Raw genomic sequence first — 12,150 nt, forward strand, 5'->3', positions numbered from 1 at the left:
GCAACCAAGGAACAAATAAGGAGAGGTTCTTTGCTTCTTATTTCTTAAAAACAAACGGCTTCTTAAAAACTAATCTGTTTATCAAAAAATAAAACGGCTTCTCAAAACCAAAACAAGAGCGTCTGCTTTTTTATTCTTGCTATAAATAAAAAACCCTGCCGAATCGGCAGGGCTTTTGAATTCAGCTTGAAAGCTAATAAAATAATCTAGTTAAAGATTAAATTACTCAGCTTCGATGCTTACAAACTTACGGTTTTTAGGACCTTTAACAGCAAATTTCACTTTACCTTCAGTAAGAGCGAAAAGAGTGTGGTCTTTACCGATGCCAACGTTTGTGCCAGCGTGGAACTTAGTACCACGTTGACGAACGATGATGTTACCTGCAAGAACAGATTCACCACCAAAACGCTTAACACCAAGACGTTTGCTTTCTGAATCGCGGCCGTTATTAGTAGAACCGCCAGCTTTTTTATGTGCCATTGTTAAACTCTCCTAATACTTAAGCGTTAATGCCAGTGATTTTCACTTCAGTGAACCACTGACGGTGACCAGCTTGCTTACGCGAGTGCTTACGACGACGGAACTTAACGATTTTTACTTTATCGCCACGACCGTGTTGTACTACTTCTGCAGTAACCTTGCCACCTTCAACAAGAGGTGCACCAACAGCGATTTCTTCGCCGTTAGCAACAAGAAGAACTTTATCAAATTCAACAGTTGCACCAGTTTCAACGTCTAATTTCTCTAAACGAAGTGTTTGACCTTCGCTTACTCGGTGTTGTTTGCCACCAGATTGGAAAACAGCGTACATATTTTACTCCGCTTTTTCCGCACAGCCTATGGTTGTTAATTGTACAACTCGGGTGTGCGCTAAACTAATCAATAGGGCGCAGATTCTACGGGAATCATCGCGCTATGACAAGCCATATTTTTAAAAAATTGGCGAAAACCTGTTCGCCAAAGAAAAGTGTGGCAATCATGCCCTTTAGCGATGTATTAATCAACGTTTTTTAGTGTATTATTCAACAATTGAATACAACGTATAAGCCTTACAGGGTCTAACTTCAGCCGGATGAACAATGGATTTTAAAGCTATCCAAACGCTTACTGCCAATGATATGGCAAAAGTGAATGAAACAATTCAAGCCCAACTTAATTCTGACGTAAGTTTAATCAACCAGCTTGGTTTTTATATCGTTAGCGGTGGTGGAAAGCGCCTACGCCCTTTGCTTGCTCTTTTATCTGCCCGCGCACTTGGTTACCAAGGTGAAGCTCATATAACCTCTGCAGCCTTTATCGAGTTTATTCACACCGCAACCCTGCTTCATGACGACGTTGTCGACGAATCGGACATGAGACGTGGTAAAGCGACGGCCAATGCCGCTTTTGGTAATGCCGCTAGCGTTTTGGTGGGTGACTTTATCTACACACGCTCATTCCAAATGATGACAACGCTAGGATCCTTAAAGATCCTTGAGTTAATGAGTGAAGCGGTAAACGTGATTGCCGAGGGTGAAGTTCAACAATTAATGAACTGCAATAACCCAGACACCACAGAAGAAAGCTACATGCAGGTGATCTACTCTAAGACTGCTCGTTTGTTCGAAGCTGCGACCCAAATCGGCGCGATTCTTACTGAGTCATCACCAGAGATCGAAACAGCAATGCAGAACTATGGTAAATACCTAGGCACCGCATTCCAACTGATTGACGATGTGATGGATTACACTGCAGATGGTAAAGAGATGGGTAAAAACGTTGGTGACGATCTTGCCGAAGGCAAACCAACGCTTCCTCTACTTTACGCAATGCATAATGGCTCTCCTGAACAAGCAAGCATGATTCGTGAAGCGATTGAGAAAGCGAACGGCATGGAACGTCTTGACGACATTATGGCTGTAATGAAAGAGACAGGCTCTTTAGAGTACACAACAAATAAAGCCTACGAAGAGGCCGATAAAGCTATCGCTGAGCTTTCTGTACTTCCTGACTCTGAATATAAGCAAGCGTTAACCACGCTCGCACACTTGGCTGTTAAACGCAGCAAGTAAGCAGGTTAATAGACAACTCGCTTCTAGCTTCTATATAAATAACAAAAAAGAGCAATGGCTCTTTTTTTTGGTTTTGAACAAATATTTGTAAGAGAGCCAAGGTTCAATATCGGCTCGCTTCTAATGATAGTGGCAGTTGAGCTTCAATTTCTTCAAGCTCTTCCATTGGCACTGCGTATTGCTCATGCCCGTTGTAAGTCTCTACCAAGGCATACTGCTCTTGCTCATCAATTACCAATACTTTTCCTAAGTGCCCCAAATATTCGACATTCATACCCTTCTGAACAGTAGCCATAACATTTACCTTCACCTTGGTTGTGGAGGTGTATACGAGTAGCTTGAACTTCAGGATCAAAAAAGCCGATCATAATGACCGGCCCTTATTAATTAGCTTTAGGCTGAGTTAAATAGCGTCTCGCTTATTTAGCGAATTCAACACCAATCTCGATGTCGCCATTTAGCGTCTCAAGCATGCTATCTAAAGCGTTACGTTCGAAGTCACTCAGCTCACCGTAGCTAAGGATCGCTTCAGCGCCCTCTTTGCCTAGTTTAACTGGCTGTGCGAAGAATGGAGCGTGCTCGCCTTCACCTTCAACGTATGCACATTCAATCACGTTTTCTTCACCTTGAAGTGCTTTAACTAGTGCAAGACCGAAACGACAAGCCGCTTGACCCATAGACAGTGTCGCACTGCCGCCGCCAGCTTTAGCTTCTACTACTTCTGTACCTGCATTTTGGATGCGAGTCGTTAGTGCTGCGATTTCCTCGTCAGTGAACTCTACACCTTCAACTTGAGAAAGTAGAGGAAGAATCGTTACGCCTGAGTGGCCACCGATAACAGGAACACGGATGTCGCCTGGATCTTTGTCTTTTAGTTCAGCAACGAACGTTTCAGAACGAATCACATCAAGAGTCGTAATACCGAATAGACGACGCTTGTCGTAAACGCCCGCTTTCTTCAGTACTTCAGCCGCGATTGGCACTGTTGTGTTTACTGGGTTCGTGATGATACCAACACAAGCAGTCGGACAAGTAACTGCGATTTTCTCTGCAAGAGACTTAACAATGCCAGCGTTCACATTGAAAAGATCCGCACGATCCATACCAGGCTTACGAGCAACACCCGCTGAAATAAGTACAACATCCGCACCTTCTAGTGCTGGTGTTGGATCTTCACCCGCGTAACCTTTGATCGAAACAGGCGTTGGGATATGGCTAAGATCGGCAGCAACACCCGGTGTTACCGGAGCGATGTCGTAAAGTGCAAGATCTGAACCAGCAGGTAGGCGGTTCTTAAGTAGTAGGGCTAGGGCTTGACCGATGCCACCAGCGGCACCAATAACAGCTACTTTCATTGTTATTCTCCTTGAGAGCTTTCTCTTATAGATTCTTTGTAGGGTAATTCTTGAGCTAAATCTAAGTTAAAAAACTATATTAATCACAAAGTGATTACAATCAATTAACGCTAGCTTTGCGACTTCGCGCAAGTCAATAAAACCGTGCTACACAGCAAGTTCGCATTATGGCGATAATCGACTGAAATAACAAAATAAGTCGTCGCAAATAACACATTATTCTATTAAATATTTACAGTGATATGACTAACAAATTACAGGGATGTTTTGGCTAAAATTGAATATGTATGCGAGAATATGCAAACATCTTTGTTAATGAATAAGAATGACATATGCGCAATACAGAAAAGCAAGACAACTTAGTTCGTGCATTTAAAGCCTTACTAAAAGAAGAACGTTTTGGCTCACAAGGCGAAATTGTTGATGCTCTAAAACACGAAGGTTTTGAAAGCATCAACCAGTCTAAAGTCTCGCGTATGTTAACCAAGTTTGGTGCCGTTCGAACTCGTAACGCAAAAATGGAGATGGTTTACTGTCTTCCTGCTGAGCTTGGTGTTCCGACCGTTTCTAGCTCTCTAAGAGAATTAGTACTAGATATTGACCACAACAATGCATTGGTGGTGATACACACAGGTCCTGGTGCGGCGCAGCTGATTGCTCGTTTATTAGACTCACTAGGTAAGTCGGAAGGTATACTGGGCGTAGTCGCAGGTGATGATACTATCTTCATTACCCCAACGTTATCGGTTACCACTAAGCAACTGTTTGATTCAGTGTGTGAACTGTTTGAATACGCAGGATAATTGATCGCTGTTTCATAACTATCAGCCTTATTAATGGATCACGAGTATCTATTTGCTTCGTGATCCAAATCACATCCTAGAATATCCATACCTCCCTTCCAAAATCACACTAAACCATTGATTTTAAAAACTCAGTAGCAAATCAAACACGAGATCAAGACATCATTTGTTAGATTTTTTAGCTATATCTTTTAACATTCGAGTAATTTTCTGCCAATTTTTGATATTATTCAGCCACTTTTTCATCACATGGATTGAAAAAGGTGCCGTTTCCAAATAGGAAACTCCTGAAGCAACTACACTTGTTTCAGGGTTAATAATGAATAAAGGAAGGGAAATTCATGGCATTTACCAAACTTATTAAAGTTGGTGCTATTGCAGCTGCTGTAATGGGCGCTGGCGCTGTTAACGCTCAAGAGTTCATCACGATTGGTACTGGTTCAGTTACGGGTGTTTACTACCCAACTGGTGGTGCGATTTGTAAGCTAGTGAACAAGGGCCGCAAAGACCACAACATTCGTTGTTCTGTAGAGTCTACTGGTGGTTCAATCTACAACGTTAACACCATCCGTGCTGGTGAACTAGATTTCGGTGTTGTTCAATCGGACTGGCAATACCACGGCTACAACGGTACAAGTAAGTTCAAAGATCAGGGCGAATACAAGAAACTTCGCGCGATGTTCTCTCTACATACAGAACCGTTCAACATCATCGCTCGTACTGATGCTGGCATCAACAATGTGTCTGACCTAGCAGGTAAGCGTGTAAACATTGGTAACCCAGGTTCTGGTGACCGTGCAACGATGGGTGTTGTAATGGACGCTATGGGCTGGACTAACGACAGCTTCAAGCTTGCTTCTGAACTTAAAGGTTCTGAGCGTTCACAAGCACTTTGTGATAACAAGATTGATGCATTCATCTACATGGTTGGTCACCCGAACGGATCAATCAAAGAAGCAACAACGTCTTGTGATGCAAAACTGGTTTCAGCAACAGGTCCACAGATCGACAAGATCGTAGCTGAAAACCCATACTACGCTTACAGCACAGTTCCTGCTGGTATGTACCGTGGTACTGACGCTGACGTAAACAGCTTCGGTGTTGCAGCTACTATGGTAACAACTTCAGACGTTTCTGAAGAAGTTGCATACAACGTTGCTAAGGCAGTATTTGAAAACTTTGACACTTTCAAACGCCTACACCCAGCATTTGCTAACCTGAAAAAAGAAGACATGGTTAAAGCGGGTATCTCTATCCCTCTTCACCCAGGCGCAGCAAAATACTACAAAGAAGTGGGCCTTCTAAAGTAACTCTACTTTAAGCCTACTACACCAATAAGGAGGCTAGCCCTCCTTATTGGCTTTTCACGTTTTATAAAAATAATTTAAGTGAAAAGAACAGCCCTTTAAGTTTCTCCAATTTGGCGGACTTACCTTCGTATCAAGCCTAAGACAAAGACGAGCAAAAAACGCATTTCCCTATCCATTCACTACACTAGATAGGAAAGAAATAACGTCTCGTTGTTCGTAAGAAAGGCAGACCATCAATAATAAGGATAAAGTACATGACGCAGACAACATCACCGTCTCCAGATGTGCAAGAAATGGTGGCACAATCAGACACTGGTGCGCGTAGCCCTCGCGGTATCCAAGGCCGTATTTTATGGTTTGTGCCTCTATGTTGGTCACTGTTCCAACTTTGGTATGCATCTCCGCTGCCGTTCATTTTTAACTTCGGAATTTTAAACGATACCGAAGCTCGAGCAATTCACCTTACCTTTGCTATTTTCCTAGCATTTACCGCTTATCCAGCCATGAAGAACTCGCCGCGGGACCATATCCCGGCAGTCGACTGGGTATTAGCGCTTGTAGGTAGTTTTTCAGCTTCTTATATCTATATTTTCTACACTGAACTTGCCGGTCGTTCTGGTGCTCCCACAACATTTGATATTGTTGCAGCGGTGTTCGGTATGGTTCTACTGCTTGAAGCAACACGACGCGCTTTAGGTCCACCTCTTATGGTTGTGGCGGCAGTATTCCTACTTTACACCTTTGGTGGCCCTCACATGCCAGACGTTATTGCCCACAAAGGTGCGAGCCTGAACAAGGCAATGTCGCACCTGTGGCTAACAACTGAGGGGGTATTCGGTGTAGCGCTTGGCGTATCAACGTCATTCGTATTCTTGTTTGTACTGTTTGGTGCAATGCTAGAACGTGCTGGCGCCGGTGCTTACTTTATTAAAGTTGCATTCTCACTGCTTGGTCACATGAAAGGCGGCCCAGCGAAAGCAGCCGTTGTCGCATCAGGTCTGTCTGGTTTGGTATCAGGTTCATCTATCGCGAACGTGGTAACCACGGGTACCTTTACTATCCCGCTAATGAAGCGTGTTGGTTTCCCGGGCACAAAAGCCGGTGCGGTAGAAGTCGCGGCTTCAACCAATGGTCAATTAACACCACCTATCATGGGTGCAGCAGCCTTCTTGATGGTTGAGTATGTGGGCATTTCGTATGTAGAAGTAATCAAAGCCGCGCTACTGCCCGCTCTGATCTCTTACATCGCTCTGATTTACATTGTTCATCTAGAAGCATGTAAAGCAGGTATGACTGGCCTACCTCGTCGCCACACACCAACTATCGTACAAAGCTTACTGTCTTTCACGGGTACCATTTTAGGTCTGTGTGTCATCAGCGCCGCGGTTTACTACGGTGTGGGTTGGACGAAAGATGTCTTTGGCGATGCGGCAACACCAATCGTAACTGTGGCGCTATTGATCGCTTATGTTGCTCTGGTTCGCGTATCTGCAAAATACGCAGCTGAAGGCGGCATGGAAATCGATGCTGATCTAAAAGAAGTTCCGGATCCGGGGCCAACGATTAAATCTGGTTTGCACTTCCTACTGCCTATCGTAGTACTTGTTTGGTGTTTAACAGTTGAACGTTTCTCTCCAGGTCTGTCGGCATTCTGGGCGACCGTGTTCATGATCTTCATTCTGATCACTCAGCGTCCGTTAATGACTCTGATGAACAAATCAGACGATCTTGCAGAGCAAACTAAAGCTGGCTTCGTTGATCTCGCAGAGAGCTTGGTTTCAGGCGCACGTAACATGATTGGTATCGGTGTCGCGACAGCGGCTGCAGGTACGGTTGTAGGCGTGGTGACTCTAACGGGTATCGGTCTAGTAATGACGGACTTCGTTGAGTTTATCTCAGGCGGTAGCATCATTCTTATGTTGCTATTCACTGCAGTAATCAGCTTGATCTTAGGTATGGGCTTGCCAACAACGGCGAACTACATCGTTGTATCAACGCTGATGGCTCCGGTAATCGTGACCCTAGGCGCTGCGCACGGCTTGATCATTCCATTGATTGCGGTTCACTTATTCGTGTTCTACTTCGGTATTCTTGCAGATGACACACCTCCGGTAGGTCTGGCAGCCTTTGCGGCCGCCGCGATTGCGAAATCCGACCCAATTCGTACAGGTATTCAAGGTTTTACCTATGATATCCGTACCGCAATTCTACCTTTCATGTTCATCTTCAATACTCAACTACTACTGATGGGCATTGATTCTTGGTGGCACTTAGCACTAACGATTTTCTCATCTGTGACTGCGGTACTTATCTTCGCAGCTGCAACACAAGGTTGGTGGTTCACCAAGAACAAGTGGTGGGAAACGGTGCTGCTTATTGCATTAACCTTCACTTTCTTCCGCCCTGGCTTCTGGTGGGACATGATTTACCCAGAGAAAGTTCTTTCACCTGGAGTTGAGATTGCTCAAATCACGGAAAAGCTGGATGTGGGACAATCACTTGAACTTAGAGTGGGTGGCGAAAACTTAGAAGGTGACTATTCTGAACAGACAGTTCGCCTGCCGTTTGAAGATTCTGCGACCTCAAGTGAAGATCGTATTGCCTCTATGGGTCTAATGCTGACTGAATCAGAAGGCAAGATGATTGTTGATATGGTTGAGTTCGGTAGCCCAGCAGAAGCGGCTGGTATTGATTTCGATTGGGAAATCAAATCCGTTATCCAAGATGCAGATCGACCAATGAAAGAGTGGGTATTCTTACCAGCTCTGATCATTTTGATTGGTTTAGCGATGAACCAAAGAAGACGTGCTCGTAAGGATGAGATTAGCGCGTAATGGATAAGGCTGAGTAGTGCTTAGCGCTATTTGGCTTTATTACATGGAAAGGATAATTACAGTGCTAAGTGGAAGCTTAGCGCTGATTAAAAAGAGACGAATACATGTATAGACAAATCCTTGTTCCCGTTGATCTTAACGACAAAGGCTTTTCTGATAAAGCAGTCGAGCTAGCGGTATGGCACGCGAAACACAGCAATGCTGAAGTCCACATTCTGAACGTCCTACCAGGCATTCACATGTCGATGGTGGCGTCTTACTTCCCGAAAGATGCAGCGAACCAAATGAAGCTTGATGTGAAAAATCAGCTCAAAGAGTTTGCTGACAAGCACATTGACGATGAAGTGGTGTATAAAGTTCACGTTGCCGAAGGCAAGACTTACACAACGATTCTAGATTACGCAGAAAAACTGGGCGCTGACCTTATCGTGATGCCTAGCCATAAGCGTTCGAAAATCGACAAAGTTGTGCTTGGTTCTGTTGCAAGCAAAGTGGTACAGAACTCACCAATCAATGTATTGGTAGTTAAGCCGCAAGGCTAAATCACTTAATCGACACAACGATCTAAAAAGGTTGGCCTAAAAGCCAACCTTTTTTGTTTTTCGTTCACGCAATTTAATTCTTCAATCAACTCACTAAGTTCTGCGGATTACCCGCAACAAACCCATCAATATTGTCGATTAAGATATCAGACAGCTTTTGAATTGAACTGTCACTGCCCCACGCAACATGAGGTGTCAGCAATAAGTTAGGTAGGTGACTGTTAGCTAAGAGTGGGTTCGAGTTGTCTGCAGGCTCTTGTGTAAACACGTCCATGCCCGCACCTGCGATCTCATTACCTTTCAAAGCTTCAACCAAAGCTTGTTCATCGACAAGCCCACCACGGCCAGCATTAATTAACACCGCACTTGGTTTCATCATTGCTAGCTCTCGCTGTGAAACCAGATTACGGGTCGCTTCAGTCAATGGACAATGCAAGCTGATCGCATCGGCTTGCTTCAATACCGTATCAAAAGGCAGATACCCCTCTCGACAAGACTCCGCCCCTTTTCGCTCAGCAAAAATCACCTTCATACCTATCGCTTTAGCCAGTATCGCAGTCGCTTGGCCTAAGCTGCCACTACCGATTAAGCCCAATGTGCTGCCTGCAATATCTTGAATCGGATGTGTAAAAAAACAGAACTGCTTGTCCTTTTGCCACTCCCCGACTTCAATGTCTTGATGATAACCAACAAGGTTTCGTTTTAGCGTAAACAGCATAGCAATCACATGTTCAGGAACCGATTGAGTCGCATAACCTTGTACGTTTGTCACTGCAATGTTTTTAGATTTGCAGTATTCCACATCGACATTATTGACACCGGTCGCTGAAACCGCGATCAACTTGAGTTTTTTCGCACCAGCGAGATTCGACTCATTGAGCACTACCTTGTTAGTGATCACCACATCAGCTTCTTCAACTCGCTCTGATACTTGCTCAGGAGCTGTGAAATCATACTCTACCCATTCATGCTCAAAGCTCAGAGGCTTTAAATGAATTTGAGATGGGATAGTCGCTCTATCGAGAAACACAACATTCAGCGTTGGCATTCTTCTTCCTTGGTTAGATCTATGAATCAGTCCATTCTAAGCTTTTAGCTTACTGTAGTCTGGAAGCTCAAGCGCAATTTCAAAGTGCTGTTCGATTTGTGGGGATGCTTGAGGATAAAAGTCACAGGGAACAAAGGCTTTAAACAACTGATTATTCGCTGGATGATAAAAGCTCAGCTCACACGCATGCAAAGCCAACCTATCACTGTATTCAAATGCTTCTGATGTTGCGTAAAACTCATCGCCCACAATCGGTGCGCCTATTTCCATGCAATGCACTCTCAATTGGTGAGAACGCCCGGTAATTGGCAGTAACTTAAGTAAAGTCGTTTGGAGTTCTTGCTGTTCTACCACATAACGAGTCTGTGATGATTTACCATCCTCGAAACACACTTTTTGCTTCGGCCGGTTTGGCCAATCGCAAATAAGAGGGAGGTCAATCAAACCTTCTGCTTCTTCTACTGAACCCCATACTCGGGCGTAATAGAGTTTGTGTGTCAGTCGATATTGAAACTGCTTCTTCAAATGACGCTCAGCTTGTTTGTGTTTAGCGAGCAGCATCAAGCCTGATGTCGACATATCCAAGCGATGCACCACCTGAATATCTGAAAAATCCACGACTAGGCGACTCCACATACTGTCGTAATGCTCTGGTAACCTCCCAGGAACTGAAAGTAAGCCAGCAGGTTTATTCACCACAAGAATATCGTCATCTTGATACACAATATCAATCCAGGGGTCACGCGGTGGTGCGTAATGTTCTAACGCCATTCTAGCCTCTAGTTACTGTTAAATAATAATTTATGGTCAAGTTGTTTATTAAAAAATACAATTAAAGTCTTTTTTGTACATAAAAGTTGACGACCTTACAAAACATGGTATTGATAGGGGAACGGAAAATAAGAAGTCAGCATCAAAGGAAAAATGATGGAAAGTACGGTTAAAACTACAACAACAAAAGCACAAACCTCTGCTCCCCTATCAACGTTAATTCGGTCTCTTGGCCCAGGTATTATGATGGCAGCAGCTGCTGTGGGAGGTTCACATTTAGTTGCATCCACTAAAGCTGGTGCGATATATGGCTGGCAACTTGCCGCTCTTATTATCCTCGTGAACCTGTTTAAGTACCCGTTCTTTAAAGCCGGCATCCAATATACATTGGGAACGGGTCAAAGCTTGGTGGAAGGTTACTCTAACTTAGGTCGCCCTTACCTTGTGATCTTTTCTATTTTGAGTGCTATTTCAGCCGTTGTGAATACCGCAGCCTTACTGTTATTCAGTGCAAGCTTACTTAGCTACTTTGTTCCTTTTGATTTGGCCACCAGCACATTGTGTATGATCGTTTTAGCGACATGCTTAATCATTCTATTCGCCGGCCATTATCGCGCTCTCGACACGCTATCTAAATCGATCATGGCGATACTGACCATCACAACCTTAGCTGCAGTCGCCATTGCTATCGGCTCTCCAGTCGAACCTGATGCTGCTTTTGTTCCACCGTCGCCTTGGTCATTGGCTGCTATTGGTTTTATCGTGGTGACCATGGGTTGGATGCCTGCGCCTATCGAAATATCAAGCATCACCTCTATGTGGCTAAAAAGCCAAAAAGAGAAGCAGGAAGTGACCGCACAATCAGCGCTGTTCGACTTTAACGTTGGCTACATTGGTACGGCGCTGCTTGCTTTAGTATTCGTTGCGTTAGGCGCGCTAGTACTTCACGGTTCGGGAGTTGAACTGTCTCGCTCCGGTGTTGGCTTTACTCATCAATTGGTCGGCATCTACGCTTCGACAATTGGTGAATGGTCTCGTCCATTAATCGCTCTGATCGCATTCTTCTGTATCTTTGGCAGCACCATTACCGTTATCGATGGTTATTCACGCGTGCTTGCTGAATCACAACGTCTATTGCTTAAAAAAGAAAGCAGCCCAAAAATGCTACAGGGTTGGATCGTCATCGTCTCTCTCGCAGCACTCTCCATCGTGATGTTCTTCAGTGCTGCTTTAATGCCTATGCTTGATTTCGCGATGGTACTTGCTTTTGCAACTACGCCATTCTTCGCATTGCTTAACTTCATCTTAGTCAGTAAAACAAAGCTTCCAAAAGCGCTCGCGATTGGCACTAAGCTAAAATGGTTGTCTGTCGCAGGTCTTATTTACCTATTTGGTTTCCTAGCCGTATTTGTTTGGTGGAAATGGTTAATGTAATT

At 44.2% G+C, this 12,150-nt stretch carries 12 protein-coding genes; 6 read left to right on the forward strand and 6 right to left on the reverse strand.

Annotated features, from left to right (window positions below; genetic code table 11):
• Positions 1-222: 222 nt before the first annotated feature.
• Complete coding sequence (gene rpmA, locus AB6D93_RS16625) at positions 223-480, reverse strand: 50S ribosomal protein L27 (protein WP_004735905.1); 258 nt, start codon at positions 478-480, stop codon at positions 223-225.
• A 19-nt stretch (positions 481-499) separates the two neighbouring features.
• A complete protein-coding gene (gene rplU / locus AB6D93_RS16630; RefSeq protein ID WP_004740823.1) occupies positions 500-811 on the reverse strand; it encodes a 50S ribosomal protein L21 in 312 nt (103 codons plus the stop codon).
• 268 nt (positions 812-1,079) lie between these two features.
• Between rplU and ispB the strand changes: the two genes are divergently transcribed.
• On the forward strand, positions 1,080-2,051 hold the full coding sequence (ispB, locus tag AB6D93_RS16635) for an octaprenyl diphosphate synthase (RefSeq protein WP_017061376.1): 972 nt from the start codon (positions 1,080-1,082) through the stop codon (positions 2,049-2,051).
• 103 nt (positions 2,052-2,154) lie between these two features.
• Here the strand turns inward: ispB and AB6D93_RS16640 are convergent, their stop codons facing one another.
• Together AB6D93_RS16640 and mdh are read right to left on the reverse strand one after the other, a co-directional pair.
• The gene (locus AB6D93_RS16640; RefSeq protein ID WP_017061375.1) at positions 2,155-2,346 is read right to left on the reverse strand and encodes a hypothetical protein; all 192 of its coding nucleotides are present in this window, start codon (positions 2,344-2,346) and stop codon (positions 2,155-2,157) included.
• Between the two features lie 124 nt (positions 2,347-2,470).
• Positions 2,471-3,406 carry a malate dehydrogenase gene (gene mdh / locus AB6D93_RS16645; RefSeq protein WP_009847834.1) on the reverse strand — a complete coding sequence of 312 codons (936 nt, stop codon included), beginning with the start codon at positions 3,404-3,406 and terminating at the stop codon, positions 2,471-2,473.
• A 332-nt stretch (positions 3,407-3,738) separates the two neighbouring features.
• Between mdh and argR the strand changes: the two genes are divergently transcribed.
• From argR to AB6D93_RS16665, 4 genes are all read left to right on the forward strand, one after another.
• Positions 3,739-4,209, forward strand: a complete 471-nt coding sequence (argR, locus tag AB6D93_RS16650; RefSeq protein WP_004740827.1) for a transcriptional regulator ArgR — start codon at positions 3,739-3,741, stop codon at positions 4,207-4,209.
• 341 nt (positions 4,210-4,550) lie between these two features.
• A complete protein-coding gene (locus AB6D93_RS16655) occupies positions 4,551-5,519 on the forward strand; it encodes a TAXI family TRAP transporter solute-binding subunit (protein WP_017061374.1) in 969 nt (322 codons plus the stop codon).
• A gap of 254 nt (positions 5,520-5,773) precedes the next feature.
• A complete protein-coding gene (locus AB6D93_RS16660) occupies positions 5,774-8,353 on the forward strand; it encodes a TRAP transporter permease (protein WP_102332752.1) in 2,580 nt (859 codons plus the stop codon).
• Positions 8,354-8,457: 104 nt separating this feature from the next.
• Positions 8,458-8,895, forward strand: a complete 438-nt coding sequence (locus AB6D93_RS16665) for a universal stress protein (protein WP_048609641.1) — start codon at positions 8,458-8,460, stop codon at positions 8,893-8,895.
• Positions 8,896-8,980: 85 nt separating this feature from the next.
• Here the strand turns inward: AB6D93_RS16665 and AB6D93_RS16670 are convergent, their stop codons facing one another.
• Together AB6D93_RS16670 and rluA are read right to left on the reverse strand one after the other, a co-directional pair.
• Positions 8,981-9,943 carry a D-2-hydroxyacid dehydrogenase gene (locus AB6D93_RS16670; RefSeq protein ID WP_102332751.1) on the reverse strand — a complete coding sequence of 321 codons (963 nt, stop codon included), beginning with the start codon at positions 9,941-9,943 and terminating at the stop codon, positions 8,981-8,983.
• 36 nt (positions 9,944-9,979) lie between these two features.
• Entirely contained in the window at positions 9,980-10,714 is a 735-nt protein-coding gene (rluA, locus tag AB6D93_RS16675) for a bifunctional tRNA pseudouridine(32) synthase/23S rRNA pseudouridine(746) synthase RluA (protein WP_102332750.1), read from the reverse strand.
• Between the two features lie 156 nt (positions 10,715-10,870).
• On the opposite strand from rluA, the gene AB6D93_RS16680 reads away from it, so the two are divergent.
• Entirely contained in the window at positions 10,871-12,148 is a 1,278-nt protein-coding gene (locus AB6D93_RS16680; RefSeq protein ID WP_010434396.1) for an NRAMP family divalent metal transporter, read from the forward strand.
• Positions 12,149-12,150 lie beyond the last annotated feature (2 nt).

Origin of the sequence: Vibrio sp. 10N.247.310.23, from assembly GCF_041467155.1 — a bacterium.
Taxonomy (GTDB): domain Bacteria; phylum Pseudomonadota; class Gammaproteobacteria; order Enterobacterales; family Vibrionaceae; genus Vibrio; species Vibrio crassostreae_C.